At 64.3% G+C, this 19,498-nt stretch carries 19 protein-coding genes; 8 read left to right on the top strand and 11 right to left on the bottom strand.

What is annotated here, in order from left to right:
* Genes AC07NV_RS14880 through AC07NV_RS14870 form a run of 3 tightly spaced genes read left to right on the top strand, consistent with a single transcriptional unit; the run spans position 1 to position 1,812 of the window.
* Positions 1-594, top strand: a complete 594-nt coding sequence (locus AC07NV_RS14880; protein ID WP_495167142.1) for a biliverdin-producing heme oxygenase — start codon at positions 1-3, stop codon at positions 592-594.
* A complete protein-coding gene (locus AC07NV_RS14875) occupies positions 578-1,000 on the top strand; it encodes a YbaN family protein (RefSeq protein ID WP_495167141.1) in 423 nt (140 codons plus the stop codon). Before AC07NV_RS14880 ends, AC07NV_RS14875 begins: the two co-directional genes overlap by 17 nt.
* Positions 997-1,812 (top strand): energy transducer TonB family protein, encoded by an 816-nt coding sequence (locus tag AC07NV_RS14870; protein WP_495167140.1) that lies wholly within the window; start codon positions 997-999, stop codon positions 1,810-1,812. Before AC07NV_RS14875 ends, AC07NV_RS14870 begins: the two co-directional genes overlap by 4 nt.
* Before the next feature lie 65 nt (positions 1,813-1,877).
* Here AC07NV_RS14870 and AC07NV_RS14865 read toward each other — a convergent pair whose 3' ends face one another.
* Positions 1,878-2,729 (bottom strand): LysR family transcriptional regulator, encoded by an 852-nt coding sequence (locus tag AC07NV_RS14865; protein ID WP_495167139.1) that lies wholly within the window; start codon positions 2,727-2,729, stop codon positions 1,878-1,880.
* A gap of 84 nt (positions 2,730-2,813) precedes the next feature.
* On the opposite strand from AC07NV_RS14865, the gene AC07NV_RS14860 reads away from it, so the two are divergent.
* The gene (locus tag AC07NV_RS14860; RefSeq protein ID WP_495167138.1) at positions 2,814-3,428 is read left to right on the top strand and encodes a LysE family translocator; all 615 of its coding nucleotides are present in this window, start codon (positions 2,814-2,816) and stop codon (positions 3,426-3,428) included.
* A gap of 104 nt (positions 3,429-3,532) precedes the next feature.
* On the opposite strand, the gene AC07NV_RS14855 is transcribed toward AC07NV_RS14860, so the two are convergent.
* On the bottom strand, positions 3,533-5,029 hold the full coding sequence (locus AC07NV_RS14855) for an alpha-L-fucosidase (protein WP_495167137.1): 1,497 nt from the start codon (positions 5,027-5,029) through the stop codon (positions 3,533-3,535).
* Between the two features lie 419 nt (positions 5,030-5,448).
* On the opposite strand from AC07NV_RS14855, the gene AC07NV_RS14850 reads away from it, so the two are divergent.
* Entirely contained in the window at positions 5,449-7,989 is a 2,541-nt protein-coding gene (locus AC07NV_RS14850) for a TonB-dependent receptor (protein ID WP_495167136.1), read from the top strand.
* 9 nt (positions 7,990-7,998) lie between these two features.
* Positions 7,999-9,438, top strand: coding sequence for an MFS transporter (locus AC07NV_RS14845; RefSeq protein ID WP_495167135.1), 1,440 nt, complete (start codon positions 7,999-8,001; stop codon positions 9,436-9,438).
* Between the two features lie 43 nt (positions 9,439-9,481).
* On the opposite strand, the gene AC07NV_RS14840 is transcribed toward AC07NV_RS14845, so the two are convergent.
* On the bottom strand, positions 9,482-10,123 hold the full coding sequence (locus AC07NV_RS14840) for a TetR/AcrR family transcriptional regulator (protein WP_495167134.1): 642 nt from the start codon (positions 10,121-10,123) through the stop codon (positions 9,482-9,484).
* A 102-nt stretch (positions 10,124-10,225) separates the two neighbouring features.
* Between AC07NV_RS14840 and AC07NV_RS14835 the strand changes: the two genes are divergently transcribed.
* Positions 10,226-11,176 carry a Coq4 family protein gene (locus AC07NV_RS14835; protein WP_495167133.1) on the top strand — a complete coding sequence of 317 codons (951 nt, stop codon included), beginning with the start codon at positions 10,226-10,228 and terminating at the stop codon, positions 11,174-11,176.
* A gap of 29 nt (positions 11,177-11,205) precedes the next feature.
* Here AC07NV_RS14835 and AC07NV_RS14830 read toward each other — a convergent pair whose 3' ends face one another.
* Entirely contained in the window at positions 11,206-12,549 is a 1,344-nt protein-coding gene (locus AC07NV_RS14830; protein ID WP_495167132.1) for an oxygenase MpaB family protein, read from the bottom strand.
* A gap of 486 nt (positions 12,550-13,035) precedes the next feature.
* Between AC07NV_RS14830 and AC07NV_RS14825 the strand changes: the two genes are divergently transcribed.
* Entirely contained in the window at positions 13,036-14,268 is a 1,233-nt protein-coding gene (locus AC07NV_RS14825) for a tyrosine-type recombinase/integrase (RefSeq protein WP_495167131.1), read from the top strand.
* 19 nt (positions 14,269-14,287) lie between these two features.
* Here the strand turns inward: AC07NV_RS14825 and AC07NV_RS14820 are convergent, their stop codons facing one another.
* Genes AC07NV_RS14820 through trbJ form a run of 7 tightly spaced genes read right to left on the bottom strand, consistent with a single transcriptional unit; the run spans position 14,288 to position 19,495 of the window.
* Complete coding sequence (locus AC07NV_RS14820; protein ID WP_495167130.1) at positions 14,288-14,506, bottom strand: DUF2274 domain-containing protein; 219 nt, start codon at positions 14,504-14,506, stop codon at positions 14,288-14,290.
* Complete coding sequence (locus AC07NV_RS14815; protein WP_495167129.1) at positions 14,503-15,708, bottom strand: TraB/TrbI/VirB10 family type IV secretion system protein; 1,206 nt, start codon at positions 15,706-15,708, stop codon at positions 14,503-14,505. The genes AC07NV_RS14820 and AC07NV_RS14815 overlap by 4 nt, the downstream gene beginning before the upstream one ends.
* Positions 15,705-16,505, bottom strand: coding sequence for a P-type conjugative transfer protein TrbG (trbG, locus tag AC07NV_RS14810; protein ID WP_495167281.1), 801 nt, complete (start codon positions 16,503-16,505; stop codon positions 15,705-15,707). The genes AC07NV_RS14815 and trbG overlap by 4 nt, the downstream gene beginning before the upstream one ends.
* 47 nt (positions 16,506-16,552) lie before the next feature.
* Positions 16,553-17,236 carry a conjugal transfer protein TrbF gene (gene trbF, locus AC07NV_RS14805; protein ID WP_495167128.1) on the bottom strand — a complete coding sequence of 228 codons (684 nt, stop codon included), beginning with the start codon at positions 17,234-17,236 and terminating at the stop codon, positions 16,553-16,555.
* A 6-nt stretch (positions 17,237-17,242) separates the two neighbouring features.
* Positions 17,243-18,523, bottom strand: coding sequence for a P-type conjugative transfer protein TrbL (gene trbL, locus AC07NV_RS14800; protein ID WP_495167127.1), 1,281 nt, complete (start codon positions 18,521-18,523; stop codon positions 17,243-17,245).
* Complete coding sequence (gene trbK-alt, locus AC07NV_RS14795; protein WP_495167126.1) at positions 18,520-18,753, bottom strand: putative entry exclusion protein TrbK-alt; 234 nt, start codon at positions 18,751-18,753, stop codon at positions 18,520-18,522. The genes trbL and trbK-alt overlap by 4 nt, the downstream gene beginning before the upstream one ends.
* Before the next feature lie 22 nt (positions 18,754-18,775).
* Complete coding sequence (gene trbJ, locus AC07NV_RS14790; protein ID WP_495167125.1) at positions 18,776-19,495, bottom strand: P-type conjugative transfer protein TrbJ; 720 nt, start codon at positions 19,493-19,495, stop codon at positions 18,776-18,778.
* Positions 19,496-19,498: the final 3 nt, after the last annotated feature.

The following is a 19,498-nucleotide window of genomic DNA, read 5'->3' as shown; positions in this document are numbered from 1 at the left end:
ATGGAAATGATCAATATTACGGGGCTTCCACTGTCGAAGCGTCTGAAAGCCTCGACGCATGCCGTGCACGACGCGCTCGACCGCTCCATCATGGAGGCCATGAGCTTCACCGACCTCTCCGGATACGGTCGCTTCGTCGAGCTGCAATATCTGTTCCATCGCGACATCGACGCGCTCTACGATGCCCCCGCCCTGCAGGCGCTTTTCCCCCGGCTTGTCGGGCGGCGACGGCTGGCATTGATAGCGGCCGATCTCGACGACCTCGGACGCGAGCATCCCACGGAGCGTCAGCCACGCGCGTTCAGCCCGGACGTGGCCGATGTCGCCGCAGCCATCGGCTGGCTCTATGTCGCCGAGGGCTCGAACCTGGGCGCAGCACTGCTGCGCAAGGAAGCTGCCGGGCTCGGCCTCTCCGATCACCACGGCGCGCGGCACCTTGCCCCGGCGCCCGGGGGACCTGCCGCGCATTGGCGCGCTTTCACAGCGGCGCTCGACGCGATCGATCTCGATGACGAAGGCCAGCGCCAGGCCGTAGCGGGAGCCAATGCCGCCTTTGCACGCGTGCAGGCCTATGCCGATGCGCGGCTCGGCTGATCCCGCGGCGGCACCCCCGCTGCCGACCCGGAGGCTTGCCCGGATCATCTGGTTGTCGGCGGGCCTGATTTTGGTCGGGGCAGGCATCGTCGGCATTTTCGTGCCGCTGTTGCCCACGACCGATTTCATGCTGCTCGCCTTGCCTTGCTTCGCGCGCTCCTCTCCCCGGCTCGAGGCATGGCTGCTTCACCATCCACGTTTCGGACCGGGCCTCCGCGCATGGCGCAACGAACGTGCGATACCACGGCGGGCCAAAATCATGTCCTGCATCGGAATGGCCATCGGCTTCGCTTTCTTCTGGGCCCATGTGCGGCCGAGTTGGGGCTGGTCGTTCGCCATTGCCGCCTTTCTGCTGTTCTGGATGCTCTGGATCATCCGCCGCCCCGAACCGGCGACTGCACAATGAGGTACGAAGCGTTTGACGATGTGGTGCCGCTCGCCTCCGGCGAGAGTGACGGCCCCGACAGCCGCTTCGCATTGCCCGCCCGCTGGACCACGCGGCGAGAGGCTCTCGTCAGGCGATCCTGCTATAGCGACCAGCCCGCCGACTGGCGCACGCGGCTCGTCGGATCAGGCGGCACGGCGATTGTTCTTTTGACGATCTTCGGAAGCGCCTTTCTGACCTGGCATATTGTACATCCCGCCGTCTCGGTCTCCGAGCCTCTGGCTGTCAGCCTGCAGCCGCTATCCTCGCCCGATGCGGTGCGGGAAGTGCCCGACGGCCCGCCGCAAGTCGAACAACAGAAGCGGCCACCTGTCGAAAAGGCGCAGCCAATCGCACCGCCGCCGCCTTCACCCCTTCCGGACGCACCACGCGAAGCCGTACCTCCGAAGCCGCCCGCCACCTATGCCACAGCGATGAAGCCGGTGTCCGAGACCACCGCGCCGAAATCGCTCCCGGCTCCGCCCGCCAGCCAGCTATCCAGCAATAGCAGCGCGACATGGGAGGCAGAGTTGCTCGCTCATCTGGAGAAGTATCGGCGCTATCCACCCGCGGCCAAGGCACGGCGCGAGCAAGGCGTCACTTATGTACGCTTCCGTATGAACCGCGAGGGCAAGCTATTGTCTTCCGAAATTCTGCGCTCGTCGGGCACGGCCGCGCTTGATCGCGCTGCCCTCGACACCCTGCGCCGTGCCCAACCATTCCCTCCGATCCCGCGGGACAAGCCCGACCCGCTCGAGCTTTCCGTGCCGGTCGAATTCTTTGTCAAACGCTAGGCGTCCAAAAGCCATCGTTTCGCAAACATGACGGCGCGGTTCACCAACAGGCTGCCATCATCGGATCAGAGAGAAGGCAGCGACCGCATCCATTCGCCGAACATCGCACTGGCGGGATGATCCGACAGCAGCAGCCAATAGGACCGGCCTCGATGGACCGTTATTTGCGACACTTCGACCAATTCGGCATCGTCGAGACCCTTGGCACAGACCAGGCGGGGTAACAGTCCGACGCCCTGCCCCATCTCCACGGCGTTCAGGATCGCCGATGTCTCGCGGAACTGCACCGGCTGATTGATGAGCGGCCACGCGACCTCCGCGGCCCGGTGCCAGATGGGCCAGGCCGTTCCAAGCAGTGGCACGATCAACTCTCGCTGCTTTTCCAGACTGCCGCAAATTCTGCGCGCCACGTCGGGGCGCGCGACCGCGACCAACTCTTCATCGCCGAACCAGGACGCGCCTGCGGGCGCATCCTCCTCGCTGGCAATCACGAGTGCGACGTCGCACGCGTCCACGCCGTCGAAATCGCGCCCCAGTCCGATGACCGACGTCGCGATTTGCGGATGCTGGTCGAGGAACGTCGCGAGGTGCGCCATCAGCCAATAATGGAGCAGCGAGCGCACGATTCCGACCACGAGCGGACGCCGCCGCGACGACAATACCGCCCCCGCATCGCAAATCATCGACAATGCACGCGCGACCGCTTCGGCATAGACCCGCGCCTCTGCCGTCGCGCGCAGGCCGGTCGCCGTCCGGCGGAACAATGTGACCCCGGCTCGCGCCTCGAATTGCCGGACAGCCTGGCTGATCGCCGATTGCGTCAGGTTCAACTCGCGCGCGGCGGCGGTAAAGCTTTCCAGCCGCACCGCCGCCTCGACGGCACGGAGCGCCGCCATGGGCGGATAAGCAGCGTTCACATGCATCGCATATTAGTAATACTTATGGGGAGCGATAGAAAGCCGCGTTTTTCTCTACTCCGGAAGATTGCGACAGCGCATGCCATGAACGGCACCGCCCTCTCGCTTCTTACCTTCGCCGCGCTCTGGTTGATGCAGGTCGCAATTCCGGGGCCCAATTTCGCGCGCGTCAGCGAAGCGACCTTCACCCATTCGCGCGCGCTGGGGATGAAGACGGCCACCGGGACGGCGGCCGCCAATGCGTCATGGTGCCTGATCGCCCTCGCCGGTGCGACCGCCATCGCGCAAGCCCCCTTTTTCGGGCCGCTGCTGCGGCTGGCCGGCGCCTTGTATTTCGCCGTTTACGGCTGCCAGCTCCTCCACCGGTCGTTCCGGCCGCGTTCGGCGACGCGCCTCCCGGTCAACAGCGTGACGGCGTTTCGGGCGGGCTATCTCACGGGGATCGTCAGCCCGCAGGCCGGCCTGTTCTTCGCGAGTGCCCTGACGAGCATCCTGCCCTTGCAGCGCGACGGGACTATCGCTGTCCTCGTCGTCGCGATCGCCGCCGGGGTAACACTGGCATGGTATGCGATGGTTACACTGTTGCTCGCGACACCCCCGGCGCGGACATGGTATGAGCGGCGACGCCCGATCATCGAACGGGCGCTCGGGCTGATCCTGCTGGTCGCAGCAATCCGGATGGTAGCGGGGGCGATCTGACGGGGGGCTGCACCACCGTCAGTTCGACCCGGGCCCTAAAGAACCCGCGGCCACAACGACGGCGACCGCCATATTGCGAGCGTCACCGCAGGATACCCTGCCAGTCACGGGGATATCGGCCCCCTTGCTTCCTTCACAGCCACTATAACGGCCGTACCAACCGGGTCGACGCAAGGCCCGGCAAAGGTCAGCAGCAGATCGGGTCCGCGCGCCTGAAGCGCGACCGGACTGTCATCGCCAAGGCGAACTGCCGTACCCGTGATGTCCAAGTCTTTCACTATCAATTCGGTGGACGCAACGGGTCCCTTGAAGATCAGGTTCACGCGCCCCGATGCGGCGGTGAAGCGGACCGCCTGCCCGCATGCGGTCTCACCATCCGATCGCGTCCACGGCCTTGTGCCATAGATGGCATCGCCGTTTACGCGCAACCATGCGCCAAATTGCTTGAGGCGACCGAGCTGTTCGCCGGGAATCCCCGCATCGGTCGCGCGCGGCCCGACATTGAGCAACAGATTCCCGTTGCGCGACACCGCATCGATGAAATCATGGATCAGCGTGTCGGCGCTGGCATAATCGGCTTCGCTGTCGTTGCGGTTGAAGCCGAAACTGTGGCTCATCCCACGGGTCGCTTCCCACTTCTTGACCTGAATTTCGGCGAAGGCGGCATATTCGGGGGTACGAAAGTCGCTGTGCGGGACCGGCGGCGGGATGATGCCCTTGGAATCCTCGTCGCTCTGCTTGCCCAAGGCGGCCTTGAGCTTGCGATCGACATAACGCCGCATCGGCGGAAATTTGAGCAGGTCGCGTTGCAGGCTGCCGGCGACCCAGCGGTCGTTGACCACGCCTTCGGGCACTGTGCGATAATAATCCGCGAATAGCTGGTACAAGGGTCCGGGGCGCGTCGGCCACGAAATATCGTTCCACAGCACCGATGGTTCATAGCGATCGATCAGTTCGCGTACCTGCGCCATCGCATAGGCCGGATAGTCGCCGCCGGGGGTCGAGGCGATGAAGTCGCCGAGCGTCCGCATCGGGCGCCGGTTGAAGGTCCAGTCGATCCCGCCCGAATAATAGACTCCGAAACGCAGCCCCGCGGTGCGTACCGCCGCGGCCAGCTCACCCACGATGTCGCGCCGGGTGGTCCAGTCCTTCTGATGCCGGTTGGCAATTTCGCTGGGCCAGAGGCAGAGCCCGTCATGATGTTTGGTGACCAGCACGACATAGCGCGCGCCGGCGTCGCGAAACGCCTCGGCCCAGGCGGCAGGATCCCATTGCTTCAGCCCTTCCTCGAACGGCCGCTTGAAGTCGGTATAGGGCGCGTCGCCGTAGTTCGACGCGTGAAACTCGGCTGAGGGCGTGCCTGGCACCTTGATCGCGTTCCAATACCATTCGGTATAGGGCGCCATCGCAACCGCGCGGTCATAGTCCCTGGAAAATATCTCGCCGATCGCGCCGACGCGCGGAGCGAAGCCCGGAATAGCGAAGGCACCCCAATGGATGAAAATTCCGAATTTGGCGTCATGATACCAGTCGGGCACGGCGCGCGCGTTGAGCTCGGCCAGCGCGGAACCCGCGGACACCATCAGCGGGCGCTCCGGCATTTTGGCACATATTTCGAGCGGAGCCGTCCGTCCATCCTGTCTCTCCCACTATCCCGCCATCTTCATCGTGGCGCCCGTCGTTCCGCAGTTGATTCTATCAAAATAGAAAAATCAATATTATAATTACAATGTCAGTGAATGCGGGAGCCCCGCGAACCAACTCTGGTCGCTTATCAGAGGGACGGGACGGCGGTCCGAACAGCTAAAATCCACGTAAATGGGCGAGAACTCCATTGCTTTTCGGCAAATGACGCATGTTCAATATATCGTTATAGACTAATATATAAAACACCGATAACAATGCCTCCGGGGGGATGCTGTGAGGGCATTTCGCTGTAAATAGCGTGGGACCCGTATCAGCGGGGACCATCGCGCCAATATTCGACCAGCAGGATCGCTGGCGGCGGGAGAGGCGTGGTATGCGAAATATGTCTTGGATGTTTGCGAGCGTCGCATTCATTGCGATGCCGGTTGCAGCGCAAACACAGGGAACAACAGCGGCGGCGGATCAACCCGCGGTCACGGAGGGTGCCTCGGGCCTCGCCGAAATCGTCGTCACGGCGGAAAAACGCAGCGTCAATCTGCAGGATGTGCCGCTGGCGATATCGGCTTATACCGCCGATGCCCGGCAGCTTGCAGGCATCACCACGCTTCAAGATGTGGCGAATTTCACCCCGGGGCTCAGTTACTCGGCGAGCAATGACCGCGTTTTCATCCGCGGTATCGGGCGCCAGACCAACACCAACGGCAGCGATCCCGGCGTCTCGACCTATACCGACGGCATTTACGATGCGTCGACCAGCTCGATCGCCGCGTCCGATTTCTTCATCGAGCGCATCGAAGTGCTCCGCGGCCCGCAAGGCACGCTCTATGGACGCAATTCGATCGGCGGCGCGATTAACGCGATTTCCAAACGGCCGACCAAAGAGTTTGAAGCCGATCTGCGCGGCACGGCGGGCAATTATGGCCTCTACACCGTAGAAGCCGCGGTTTCGGGGGAGCTGACAAACGGTCTGCGCTCGCGGCTCGCGGGCGCCTTCTCCAACCAGAACCGCGGCTATTTCAAGAACGACGCCGGCGGAGTCAGCGAAGGCGGACGCGGCAAGCGCCGCTATCTGGAATTGCAGCTGGAGGCCGATCTCGGCCCCGATATCGTCGCCTGGGCAAAGGTCTTCACCGGCCACACCGATCTCAACCCGCGCAATCTCAACCGCATCGGCGCCTATGATTTTGCGCCCTACCCCACCGGGTCGATCATTCCGGGCGCGGGTTTTGGCTATCTGATCCCGGGGGTCGTCGCGCTCGATCCCAGCCCGCTGACGCCGGGCGCGACCGACATCAGGCATTTCAGCGCCGACACGACGCAGACCGAAAAGATGCGCGGCAATTTCGGCGCGGCCGGCGACATCAAATGGAGCCTGCCAAGCTTCGACGTCCGCCTGCTCGGCGGCTATCAGAAGTATCGCATCGACAATATCTATGAGCTCGATGGCACCAGCGTCATTTCCTATCCTTTCCCGCTGACGCCCGGCGGCGTCTGCGGCTTCATTCCGGGCTGCGGACCGCTCACTGCGTTTCCGTCGACGCAGCTGGGCCTGAACAACAAGAAAAGCTTCGGCAGCGGCGAACTCAACCTGACCTCCAGCACCGACGGGCCGCTGCAATGGGTCGCCGGGGTCTATTATTATCAGGAAAAGCTCGCGCAGGAATCGCACTTCAACGCGCCCAACCAGCTGCAGTTGCGCGCGCCGGCCAATGGCCCCGCCAACCCGCTGGGCGATTTCGTCTATGCCGCCTCGACGCTGACCACCAAATCGGTCGCCGCCTTCGGCCAGGTCGATTACCGGGTCACCGACACGCTGCGGCTGACCGGCGGGCTGCGCTACACCCATGACAAGAAGAGCGGCGACGAGTTTTTCCGTATCCTCTGCCTCGGCTGCGCCCCGGGGTTTTCACCCGACCTCTATGGTTCGTTGACCCCGGCGTTCGACATCACCGCGACGCAAATCTCGCTCGCCGCCGCGCCGGGCGTCGCCTCCCCCGTCACGATCGATCCGGCCACCGGCATCGCGCGCCGCGGTCTGGCGAACAGCTGGGATGCTGTAACCGGCACCGTCGCGGTCGAATGGCAGCCGACCGAGGATCAGCTGGCCTTTCTGCGCTACAGCCGCGGCTATAAGTCGGGTGGCTTCAACGCCGGTGGCATTTCAGCGCTGCCGCAGACCGGGGCCGAGCATATCGACGCCTTCGAAGCCGGATATAAGCATACGATCGGCAAACAGCTGCGCGTCAATCTGGCGGGCTTTTATTATGACTATCAGGGGCTTCAGGTGCCGCTGACCGTGTCGCAACCGGGCGGCGCGCAGCTCACCCAATTCTTCAACCTCGCCAAGTCGAAAAGCTATGGCGCCGAGGTCGAAGTGGCGTGGCAGCCGGTGACCCCGCTGCAGCTGTCGTTCAACTATGGCTTTGGCCATTCGCGGATCGACGACGGATGCTGCTTCGTCGACGGTCAGGATCCGCTCGCCATCCAGCCGGGTGCCCAGCCGTCGGGTCCGGCGGTCAATGGCCAGCAACCGCAAAGCGTCGAGGGGGCCCACCTGTCCGACACGCCGCGTCACAAGATCGCGCTCAACGCGATGTACAGCATCGCATTCGAACCGGGCACCTTCTCGCTGTCGGGCAATTATGTCTGGCGCAGTTCGGCGTACAGCAACATCTTCAACCGCGCCTACAACCGCATGCCGTCGTGGGATCAGGTCGACCTGCGCGCGATCTGGTCGGATCGCGACGACCGCTACCGCGTCATCGCCTATGTGAAAAATCTGTTCGACAGCACGGGCTATGACAGCGCGCTGGGCAATTTGCTCGCCTCGTCGCCGACGCGGGCGGTCGCGCAAAGCTATTCGCTGACGCCGCCGCGAACCTATGGCCTCCAGCTCGAATACCGGTTCCGATAGGCGCGGCGGGTGGCAAACTCCCCCTCCCGCCTGACCGGCGCGCTGCCGCTTTCGACGCGGCTGCTCTATGGCTCGGGTACGATCGCATTCGGTATCAAGGATCATGGCTTCAACGCCCTGTTGATGCTGTTCTACAATCAGGTCGTCGGGCTTCCGGCGGCGTGGGTAGGATCGGCGATCATGATCGCGATGATCGCCGATGCGCTGTTCGATCCGTTGCTCGGCCAATATTCGGACAATGTCCGGACGCGCTGGGGACGGCGCCACCCGTTCATGTATGCAGCGGCGCTGCCGATCGCGCTGTCGTACCTGCTGCTGTGGATGCCGCCAGAGATGGCACATGGCGCGCAGTTCGCGTGGCTGGTCACCACCGCAATCCTCGTGCGCTTTTCGATCAGCCTGTATGAAATTCCGTCAACCGCGCTGCTCGCCGAATTCACCAGCGACTATGACGAGCGCACCAAGCTGGTCGCCGCGCGTTTCTTTTTCGGCGTCTGTGGCGGCATCGCAATGACCGTCGTGACCTTCGGCTATTTCCTGCAGCCAACGGCAGCGCAGCCCGTCGGCCATCTGAACGCCGACGGCTATGTCACCTATGCTTGGGTGGCGGCGGCGATCATGATGCTTTCGGTGCTGATCTCCTCGCTGGGAACGCAAAAGGAGGTGCTGAAACGCCCGCCACCGCCGCCGGTCGAGAAGATGCCGATTAAACAGATGTTGCGCGAGATGCTCGGCATATTGGTGCACCCCGCCTATATTTCGATCCTGCTCGCCAGCCTGTTCTTCGCTGTGGCATCAGGGCTCAACATGTCGCTGGCCGTCTATTTCTCGACCTATTTCTGGGAACTCAGCGCCAACCAGATTGCCACCGTCGCGTCGACCGCGATCATCGGCATTCTGCTCGCCTTTGTCGTGGTATTGCCGCTGTCAGCGCGCTTCGGCAAGAAGCCGGCGGCGATGCTGATGTTCGGTTTGTCGCTGATTTCCAGCGTCACACCCTTGATGCTCCGTCTCGGCGGCCTGTTTCCGGCCAATGGCGACCCGCTGCTACTGTGGCTGTTGATGGGACAATTCTCGTTCGGGATGATGACGACCATCGCGGGCGGAATTCTTGCGGTGTCGATGGTTGCCGACGTGACCGACCAGATCCAGCTCGAGACCGGCCGCCGCTCCGAAGGCCTGCTATTTTCCGCCGCCACGATGGTTAACAAGGCCATATCGGGCATGGGAATCATGCTCGCCGGCCTCTTGCTCGCCTTTGTCAAATTTCCCGAGAATGCACGGCCGGGCCATGTCCCTGTCGACGCACTCCACGGGCTGGCGAGCATCTATATCGCGACACTGTCGGTCGCGACGATCATCGCGATCATCTGCCTCGCCTATTATCCGATCAACCGGTCGCGCCATCTGGAGAATATCCGGCAGCTCGGCGAAGCCGCCGCGGAATAATCGGGCGGATCGGTGTCAGAGCGTGATGACAGACGATCAGGCGTCAGGGCGCCTCACGCCGGATCAGCGGCAAGCCTCCGGCGAGCACCGCCTCGGCGGCATCGAGCAGCCGCTCATTCTCGGCAACCAGATCGCCTGCCCTGCCGCTTTCCATCCAGCTGTCGAACGCCATACGGCCGCCCGCAACGAGCATCGCGGCGGCCATTTGCGCGCGGCGGTCCTTCGCCGGGTCGATGCCAAGCTCGTCGGCGATATAGTCGGTCATCAATTCGATCTGAAGCCGCTGATGCCCGTACCATACCGGCAACAGCTCGGGCTCTCCGGCGAGGGCGCGCCCGAGGTTGATCTGTCCGTCGCCATCGCGCTCATAGGCGTGCGCGATCCGCGCGACCTGGTTGCGCCAGAAGGACAACACCGGCACGCCTTGCGCGCGCTGCGTCGTCACCACTTCCTCGAAACGCTCGCCAGCGCGGACCGCGATCGCGGCGGCAAGGTCGCGCTTCGACGCAAAATGGGTGAACAATGTGGTGATGTGAATGTCGGCGGCATCGGCGATCGCCGCCATCGTCGCATCGCCATAGCCGAGCGTCACGAACAGGCGCCGCGCCGCCTCCTCGATACGCTGGCGCGTCCGCGCTTTTGCCGCGGTTCGCCTCGGAAAACTGACTTTGGATGCTTCGCTCATGCCCGGATTATAATCATTGCAGCACGAAGCGCCAGCTATATAAGTTGATCATTCTATTCTTATAGTGTTATCTAGCAACAGATGCATAGGGAGGCTTTGGCCATGATCGACATGTCGATGCGCAACGAGTTTGAAAAATGGGTCGAAACCGGCCAACCGCCGCTGGCGGAGGAGCCGGTATTGGGGCTCGCCGCGCTGATGACGACCGCAGCCTTTGTCGATCCCGTCGCGCAGGTGCCGATCTTCGACGCCATCGCGGCCGCCACCGCCGCGAGCAGCGACGGCGCCGCGCGCGCCGCGCATATCACAGCGGCTTTGCCGTGGGTGACCGACGGCAAGCCGCGCATTGTGCTGCCCCGCGCCTTGTGGGACGCGTTCTGGACCATCATCGAACGGCCGCGGTCGACCGAGGATGGCGAACTCGACCTGACGCTGGCCGTCGTCGCGCTCGGCCATCACTATGACCAGCGGATGATCGATGGCTGCGAGGCGGCGCTGCTCGAATTCGAGGGGGTCCATGACCTCATCGCCCAGCCCGAGGTGCGCTTGACCACCGCCGACCTCGAAAGCCATGCAGCCGACAGCCTTGCCAAGGATCTGTTGTCGATGCTCAATGCCAATGGCTATGATATCGAGGTGATCGACGCCGACACCGTCGTCCTGCCCGGCGACTATCCGGCGCAAAACCGCACCAACCGCCGCATCCTCCAGCTTCACGACATCTGGCATCTGGTCGGCGGCTATGGCTTCACGCCCGCGGGCGAAGTCGCAATTTCGGGATTTCAGATGGCGCAGTTCGGCCAGAATTACTCGACGCGTTTTCTGGCAACGGTGGCAACCAAAGCCGCGGTCGACGCGCCCGAGCTGACCGACATATTGCTCACCGTGATGTTCGACGGCTGGCGGCACGGCCGCACCACCAAGGAGCTGATCGCGGTTCCCTGGCACCAGCGCATCGCCGATCCGATCAGCCGCATTCGCGCCGACCTGAACATTCAGCCGATCGACAGCGACGCCATGCGGATGATGGAAGCCTTCGCGCCCGCGGCGTGAATTCGGGGCGCCCCGGTGGGCGCCCCGCATCACTCGGCCGGAACGGGCGCCGCCGTCGGGCGATATTGCGCGGCGTCGGTCGTGAATTCGGCATGGCCATAGCTGACGAGCTGCGCCTTGAGCTTCGCGACCAGCCGGCGGTCGGCGATGCCACGCACCCCGGGAATATAGGCCGCAAGCGCGTAAAGGCGCATCCGGGCATAGATGAACAGCCCCGCGAGTGCGGCCAGCGCGACATCGCCCGAGGTCAGCGTCACGCCGATCGACGCCGCCTTCGCCTTGTCGCCGCCCATGAAGCTTTTGACGAAGAACAGCTTGGCAAAGGCCAGTTCGAAGATTTCATGGACGCGCGCCCCCCGAGAATTGTCCGGCCGCAGATCGGCCGCCATCGTTGCGCGCAGCAATTCGCCGCAGGTGCTGTCGTCATATCCGCTGCGCAATGTGCCGCTGCGCGCGTTCATCAGGTCGACGATCCCCTGCGGCGTATCGGCGAGCAGTTCCTCGGGCAGCCCGAGCAGGAAGCAGCGATAGCGCGCGAGTTCGACCATCGCGCGTTCGCGCGGCGTGAACTGATGGCGCCCTTCCTCGATCATCTTGTATGAGAGGAGGAAGACCGAGATCAGCCCGGCGGGCATCTGGTCGACCTGCGGGATGGGGATGCCATAAACGCCCATGTCCCAGTCCTTCGGGCGCCGCAGCACGTTCGCGCGCACCATCGAATGCATCAGCCGCACCATCGCCGCCGATTTGAAGCCGGGGCCAAAACGTTCGAGCGCGCCCGGAAGCACCGACGTGGTGAAGAAGGTCGCGGTATCCTTGACCCGCCGGCCTGCGGTCTGGCTCGTCAGTGTGCCGGTGATCGCCATTGGCAATGCGGCATATTTGTTCATGAAGGTCGCGATAAAGGCGCCGCGAATGATGAACGGGCCGAGATTGGCCGCCGCGTTGCGATCGACCCGCGCGCCTTCCTCGACCAGCTTCATGTCGAGCCAGTCGGGAATACGCTCCATATCCTTGATGAACGCAACCAGCTCGGGCGGTGCGCCCGGCACATTCTCGACGCCATGGTCGCAGGCCTGCGTCAGCATGTCGACCAGCGCGCGAAAGCCATGTTCGCGCATCAGGGCGGCATAGGCGTCGGCGGTGACATCGCCGATCATCGTATAGGCGCGGATGAACTCGACCCGCTCGACATCGGCGAGCAGCGCGTCGCGATCGCGGTCATATTTCCCCGACAGGGCCGTCGCATCGCCCGGGGTCGCGGTGAAGCGTTCGGGGACGGCGCGGAAATCGACCTTGCCATACATGGCGGGAACACGCTCCCGCTGTGATTCCACCTTGGCCCAGAGCCTGTCGAGCGCCGCACGTGTCATCAATGTCCATCCCCTCTCCACCTATCGCCTGGCCCCGGAAATCCCGAGTCCGTTCCTGCCAGGCTTGCGCGATCCCGAGTCACGCCGCGCGACGGCATAGCCTCTGCGGCGCGGACGAAATTCGCGATGCCGATATCGAGCACATTATTGCCCGGCGCGCCATATTCCTTGGCCATCGCGGCACGATTCTCGCGGATATTCGGCATGATCCGGGCACGCTGCTCTCCGGTCTGCAAAGGACCGGCTGCCGCATGCGGCATTCTGCGCCGCGCACGGGAGCATGATGTCGACAGAATATGAAATGGTGCACCCGGCGGGATTCGAACCCACGGCCCCCAGATTAGGAATCTAATTTTGGAGCTTTTCGGGGTGTATCCAAATTTATTCGAAACTGCGATTATTCGGCTAAAATCAAGCATTTTGCTACGCTAGAACAACATCGTTGTTTTCCATTTCTTTCTTCACCGTGATTGCTATGTGATTGCTATGACGACCATTAGATTGAGCAAACGGACGGTCGATAGCATCCTTCCCGGAGCACGAGACCAGTTCTTTTGGGACAGCGTCCGAAAGGGCTTTGGTCTGAAAGTCACACCTGCAGGGCGACGAATTTATATCCTTCAGTATCGCATGGGCGGCCGCGCCACTCCGACCCGCCGCTACAAGATTGGTCAACATGGCAACGGCTGGACGCCGGAATTGGCGGGGCGCGAGGCGGAGCGGCTGCTTATCCTTATCAGCCAAGGTATTGATCCCGCCGAGGAGAAAAAGCGGAAGCGCTACGTCGATACGGAACTGACGTTTGATTCGGTGGCGGACAAATTCGAGAAGTTGGCGCTTGAAAGCGGGCGGGATCGCTACCGCGACTTCATGAAATCGACTTTGCGGAAGCACTTGCGGCCCAAACTTGGGACGCGCTCCCTGCCCTCAATCACGGGCGCCGAAATCGTCGCGATAGTTGACGAGATCCCCGGACAAAGCGCTGCGCTTCGGCGAAACGTCTTTGCTGTCGCCAGGCGCGTCATGCGTTGGGCCAAGGGGCGAGGCATGATCGAGAAGAATCCGCTTGAAGGCTTCGAGGTCCCCTCAGCCGCTCGCAGTCGGGATCGCGTGCTCCGCGACCCAGAACTCAAGCTCGTCTGGGAGGCAAGCGAAGACATGGGAATCGCCTTCGCGGGACTGGTCCGGCTGCTCCTCCTTACCGGCCAGCGGCGCGATGAAGTCGCGGCGCTGGAATGGAATGAGCTCGATCGTGCCAAAGCTGAATGGATACTACCAGCTGCGCGAGCCAAAAATGGCCTCGAGCACCTCGTCCCTTTATCGAAAGCAGTCGTTGGCGAACTCGATCGCATTGCTGGCGGCAGCAAGTGGCCCGCCAAGGGCTTTGTCCTCACTACCGATGGCGGGGAGTCTCGAGTATCGGGGTTTTCCAAATGCAAGGCGAAGCTCGACGAACGGATTTCCGAACTCATCGAAGAAGATGCAGCCCCGGTCGCGCCATGGCGTTTTCACGATCTCCGCCGCTCAGCCGCCACCGGCCTCCAGGCTTTGCGGATACCTAGCGACTGGATCGAAGCAGTTCAGAACCGCCGAAAGGGCGGGGTCTCGGGTGTTTATCAGCGCTACGCCTACGCCGACGAGAAGCGCGAGGCGCTCGACGCTTGGGGCGCACATATCACTAAGCTCCTCGACAACATAATTGAGGACGCACGGCACTAGAATTGCACCGCTCGGCGCCCTAGCGTCGGCGCTGTTTGCTGAACTCCCGGTCGCCCGCGATGAAACGCTCGATCATGGGCGGCACAAGCTTTTCAGGAGCGAGCGGCGCTGCCAGCCCAGTCAGCGCTGCATGCACCCGCGCATAATCTGCAAGGTCGCGGATCAGCGCTCCGCTGAACTCGATCGCCAGTTTAACCGGCTTGTCTTCCTCCACCACACCCAGCCGCAATCTGCTCATAGCGCACCTCGCACCGGCTCGAGAACCAGATCGCGCGTTACGATCACGCGCAGGGAAAAACCGGGTCGTATCGTGAGGGTCGGCGGAACCCGGAGCGCGCGCTCGACAACTTGACGCCCGGCTTGACCGATGCTGTCCTGCGTTCCGTCGCGAAGCGCGCGAACGATGGCTTCATCACCCTGCGATCCGGCCTCCGCCCCGATACCGAGCAACGCCGAAACAAGCGAAGCGCGGAGCAAACCGCCCCAGTGATTATCGGTTCGGTCGGCCAGCCCCGCCATCCCTGCCCTATCCGCTCCCGGCAAACGATCGAGGGCGACCGAGCGTCCTCCTGGCAGAATGAGCCGGTCCCAGGCGAGCAGAACCCGGTTCTGACCGGCACTTATCTCGCTGTCATATTCGCCGATCAGCCGCGCTCCCTGCGGAATGAGCAGTATCCGTCCGGTCGGACTGTCATAGACATTCTGCGTGACCTGCGCGGTAACCTGCCCCGGAAGATCCGAGCGGATCCCGGTGATGAGCGCCGCGGGGATGATCGACCCCGCCTGCACGATATGGGGCGATGACGGCGCAATCAGCCGCGCCAGGCTTTCGCTCGGCCGGGCACGGTCCGCATCGAGGAACCCCCCCCCCATTTTCGCGGGCCCGGAAGATGTCTGCGCCACAGGGGTCGCAGGCGGAGCGGACGCATCACCCGGCAGCGACAGACCCGCGGATGCTCCCGCATCGCCGCCGAGAAACAGGCGGCTGGCCCGCGCCGCATCCTTTTCCTGAAACACGCGCATGCGGGCCTGTTCGGCGGCGGCGAAGCGCGGGTCCGGCGGCGGCGCGCCGATTGCCGGTACGGGGACGGTCTCGCCATTCTCGCGCGCGGCGAGGATCGGCCGCCCGAGATCGCCGGGCAGCGGCTCGCCGACTCTGGGGATTTTGCCATAATCGCTCGGCGCGCCCGTCACGCGCTCCGACTTGTTCGGGCGATCGCTGTCGTAGAGATTTTCCGCGACCTTTGGCTTGCTTGGCTGCAACGCGTAGAGCAGCGCCCCGCCGATCGCGAGTCCGGAAGCGGCGCCAAGGATGGCGAGTGCCTTGCGCGAGAGGCGCATGACCTGCGGCGGCTCGCCACCGAGCCGGAAGGGCTGCGCATCTGAGGGCGCCGGGGCGATGACCTCCGCCGCTTGGGCTTCGCGTTCCGGCACGCTCACGAGCCCCCCCGTCCGCGACCGGTCCGCTCTATGACCACCTTGCGCGCCGCACGGCCCGCCCCCAGACGCAGCTCGCCGCGTTCGAACAGGCGGTCAACGATCATGTAGCGCTCATGGACGCGGTAGTTGAGAAGCTCGGCCTCGCCCTTCGCGCCGGTGGCGAACAGCGGCGGCATATCGCCCGTCGCAATGTCGTCACCGAACTCGATGAAGATTTGCCGCCCGTCATCGAAGACCCGGACAGGCCGCCAGTCCGGCTTGTCCCCCGTCAGCCTGTAGCGAAAGTTGAGCGCTGCAAGATCGAGCCCCGCCGCGACCGGCGCCACCCGTTCGCGCTCCGCTTCGGCGGCGCGCAGCGCGATCAGTTCGGCTTCCGGATAGGACCAGGACACCGACGCCATATAGGTGGCAGGAGTCGCGCGCAGCTCGAGGTGATAGGTCCGTCGGCTGGTGTTGATGACGATATTCGTCATGATGTCGGCGCGGGTTGGTTTCACCAGAATATGCACGCGTCGCGCCGCACCGCTGCCGCTCACGGTGTCGCCGATGATCCAGCGCACGGTGTCGCCGGCAGCCACCGGTCCCGGCCCGACCAGTTCCTCGCCTTCCTGCAGCACGATATCGGTAACCTGCCCGGGCGCCGCATAGACCTGGAACAGCGCGCCCTCTGCCCAGGCATATTTCTGGATCGCATTGAGGAAGGTCGCGCGCTCGGGCTGGACGCGCGCGGCATCATTCGCGCGTCCGACACTCTGTTTCGGATCACGCGGTTCGGTGGCGAACGCGGGCGATGTCATGCCGAGCGCGGCGATGCCGGCGAGCAGAAAACGACGAAAATCGGCGTTCATTGGCTGAGCTCCTTGGACCACGAGATAGCAGTGACGAAGACTCCGAGCGGGTTGCGGCGGAGGGCGTCGGGGGTGCGCGGCGGCGCATGCGTCACGGTGAGGATCGCCGACCAGCGCGCGGTCTCGATCAGGCTCCCGTCCTGATAGCGGCGCTCGGTCCAGGCGATCCGGAAGCTGTCCTTCGATGCGCGGATCACGCTCGACACATCGACCGCGACCTGAAATTTTCCCACTTCGGCGAAGGGGTCATTGTTCCGCGCATGGTCGTTGAGCGCCTGCGCACCCGTCGCCGTCGTGAAGTCATAGGCCGATAGCCAGTCCTTGCGCAGGACCACGGGATCGGCAGGGATCGCGCGCACATGCTCGATGAAGCGCGCGAGATGGAAGGCTACCTGCGGGTCGGTCGGCTGATAATCCTCGTCTGCGGGTGCGATCGCGCGCGCCTCGCCGAGCTTGTCGACTTCGACCACCCAAGGCGTGATCGTCCCGCGCGCAGAGTGCCAGACGAGGCCGGCAGCGAGACCGCCCGAAAGCATGAGCGACCCGAAGAAAGCGAGACGCCAGTTCTTCGCCTGGACACGCGCCGATCCGATGCGGTCGTCCCAGACCTGCGCGGCACGCTGATAGGGCGTGACCGGCTCGGGGGCGCGACCGTAATGATTATGCGGTCTTTTGAACATGGTCGATCAGTCCTTTTCGCTGATGTCGGGCGCCGATCCGCCGCCGTGGCTGTCGCCGCCTTTCAGGGTGTGCGCCCCGATCGTGGCACCCTGCGTGACCATCTGGCGCCGCCGCATGGCGGTCGCCCAGGCCGGCGGCGCGCTGGTGCCGCTCGCGGGCGCCGCGCTGTCGGTAGCGCCAGTACGCCCGGCCTCGAAGTTCGCCCGGATTTTCTCCGCCGCGCCGCGGAGCGGCGATGCGGCGCCGCTCGCAGCGGTGCGCGCGACATTGGCCAAGCCCGATCCGACCGCCCTCGCCCCGCTCTTTCCGGCAGCGCCCGCCGCATAAGCCGCCGAAGCGCTCCCGGCGCCGCGGGCGCCCGCAGCCGCAGCGCCGCGCGCCGCGGTTGCCGCCGCTCCAGCAGCGAGCGCCGTTCCCGCCACGCCGGCGGCGAGCGTCGCGCCCGCCGTTACTGTAGCTCCCGCCGCCGCACCGGCTCCGAGCTGCGGTCCGCCCGCGACGATGCCATTGGCGATGCTGGGACCGAAGATGCCGAGACCGAGGAGCGTCAGCGCGCCGAGCGCGATCGCCATCGCCTGCTCGATGTCGGGCTCTGGCCCCACGCCCGCGTTGAGGAAGCGATCGAACAGGGTCGTCCCGATGCCGGTGATGACGGCGAGCACCAGCACCTTGATGCCCGAGGAAATGATGTGCCCGAGCACTCGCTCGGCCATGAAGGCGGTGCGCCCGAAAAATGCGAAGGGAATGAGCACGAACCCCGCGAGGGTCACGAGCTTGAATTCGAGGATCGTCACGAAGACCTGCACCGCGAGGATGAAGAAAGCGAGGACGACGATCACCCAAGCGACGAGCAGGATCATGATCTGGACGAAATTGGTGAAGAGCCCGACCGGCCCCAAGAGATCGGCGCTCGCATCGAGCAGCGGTTCGGCCGCGTCGAGCCCGGTCGCTGCCACGACGCCGGGGCGCATGAAATCGCCGATCGCCATGGCCCCGCCGCTCGCCTTCAGGCCCAGACCCGCGAAGCTCTCGAGCAGGATCGTGGCCAGGCTCTGGAAATTGCCGATGATGAAGGCGAAGACCCCGATGTAGAGCGTCTTCTTGACGAGACGCTGCACGACATCCTCGTCGGCGCCCCACGCCCAGAAAAGCGCCGCGATCGTCACATCTATCACGATCAGCGTCGAGGAGAGGAAGCCGACCTCGCCGCCGAGCAAGCCGAAACCGCTGTCGATATAGGTCGAGAAGACCGACAGAAACTGGTCGATGACCCCTGTATCGTTCATCTCGCATCCTTCTCTTCGCGGAAGAAGTGTCGCCGCTTGGCGTCCCAGGCCGCTTCGCATTCGGCGTCGGCGACCGTGACGGTGCGGCAGCGGCGCAGCGTCGCGCCAAGATCGGGTCGTGCGTCCGCTCCGGATATCTGCGGGGGAGCGGACGCACGGGGCGCGGGCGGGTCGAGCGCAGCCAGAAGCGCGAGCGCCAGCGCCATGCCGCCGACGATCGCTCCGACCATAAGGTTCCCCGCCCGCCCCATCTCAATTGCCCTTGCGGAAGCGGCGGAAGCGTTCGCGCCCTTCGGCCTCGGCGGCGGCTGCGCGCGCGGCATCGAGCATTTCGGCCCGGCCCTGCGCCGCGATCGCGGCAGCGAGATCGCCGAGCTGCTGCGATTGGAGCGCGAGCAGCTGGTTGCCCGCCTGCGCCGCCTGCAAGGCGCCGGTCGCCGACTGGCTCGCGGTCACCAGCGTCCCGATCGACTGGCGCGTCGCGCCCATGTTGCCGACCACCCCGGCCTGCACCTTCATCGCGTCCTGGAAGGCGCCGACGCTGTCGGTCCAGCGGGCCTCGGCATTGGCGACCATCGCCGCCTGCGAACCCGAAAGCGCCGCCCCCTTGTAGCGCGCGTCGAACGCCTTCTGGATGTCGCCGACATCGAAGGCGACGCGCTGCGCCTCGCCCAGAAGCTCGCGGGTGCGATCGACCTGGCCCTGCAGCTCCTGCAGCGTCGAGGTCGGCAGGCTCTGCAGATTGCGCGCCTCGTTGACGAGCGAGGTCGCCTGGTTCTGCAGCTGCTTGATCTGGTTGTTGATCTGCTCGAGCGTGCGCGCTGCGGTCAGGATATTCTGGGCATAGTTGCGCGGATCGTGGACGATCCCACCGACCTGCGCAGCTGCAGGCGCGACCGCCGCGCCAACAGGCAAGCCGGCGGCCGCAAGCAGGCCGACCACGACGACACGACGGTAACAAGGCATCTTCATTCC

The sequence above is a fragment of the Sphingopyxis sp. GW821-FHT10B01 genome (assembly GCF_059415685.1).
This window is presented reverse-complemented; position numbering and strand designations above follow the sequence as displayed.

Bases quoted from the DNA above. Each gene is read 5' to 3' on its own strand.
- AC07NV_RS14880 (WP_495167142.1), top strand. From the start codon at position 1: ATGGAAATGATCAATATTACGGGGCTTCCACTGTCGAAGCGTCTGAAA.
- AC07NV_RS14875 (WP_495167141.1), top strand. From the start codon at position 578: ATGCGCGGCTCGGCTGATCCCGCGGCGGCACCCCCGCTGCCGACCCGG.
- AC07NV_RS14870 (WP_495167140.1), top strand. From the start codon at position 997: ATGAGGTACGAAGCGTTTGACGATGTGGTGCCGCTCGCCTCCGGCGAG.
- AC07NV_RS14860 (WP_495167138.1), top strand. From the start codon at position 2,814: ATGAACGGCACCGCCCTCTCGCTTCTTACCTTCGCCGCGCTCTGGTTG.
- AC07NV_RS14855 (WP_495167137.1), bottom strand. From the start codon at position 5,029: ATGCCGGAGCGCCCGCTGATGGTGTCCGCGGGTTCCGCGCTGGCCGAG.
- AC07NV_RS14850 (WP_495167136.1), top strand. From the start codon at position 5,449: ATGCGAAATATGTCTTGGATGTTTGCGAGCGTCGCATTCATTGCGATG.
- AC07NV_RS14840 (WP_495167134.1), bottom strand. From the start codon at position 10,123: ATGAGCGAAGCATCCAAAGTCAGTTTTCCGAGGCGAACCGCGGCAAAA.
- AC07NV_RS14835 (WP_495167133.1), top strand. From the start codon at position 10,226: ATGATCGACATGTCGATGCGCAACGAGTTTGAAAAATGGGTCGAAACC.
- AC07NV_RS14830 (WP_495167132.1), bottom strand. From the start codon at position 12,549: ATGACACGTGCGGCGCTCGACAGGCTCTGGGCCAAGGTGGAATCACAG.
- AC07NV_RS14825 (WP_495167131.1), top strand. From the start codon at position 13,036: ATGACGACCATTAGATTGAGCAAACGGACGGTCGATAGCATCCTTCCC.
- AC07NV_RS14820 (WP_495167130.1), bottom strand. From the start codon at position 14,506: ATGAGCAGATTGCGGCTGGGTGTGGTGGAGGAAGACAAGCCGGTTAAA.
- trbG (WP_495167281.1), bottom strand. From the start codon at position 16,505: ATGACATCGCCCGCGTTCGCCACCGAACCGCGTGATCCGAAACAGAGT.
- trbF (WP_495167128.1), bottom strand. From the start codon at position 17,236: ATGTTCAAAAGACCGCATAATCATTACGGTCGCGCCCCCGAGCCGGTC.
- trbL (WP_495167127.1), bottom strand. From the start codon at position 18,523: ATGAACGATACAGGGGTCATCGACCAGTTTCTGTCGGTCTTCTCGACC.
- trbK-alt (WP_495167126.1), bottom strand. From the start codon at position 18,753: ATGGTCGGAGCGATCGTCGGCGGCATGGCGCTGGCGCTCGCGCTTCTG.
- trbJ (WP_495167125.1), bottom strand. From the start codon at position 19,495: ATGAAGATGCCTTGTTACCGTCGTGTCGTCGTGGTCGGCCTGCTTGCG.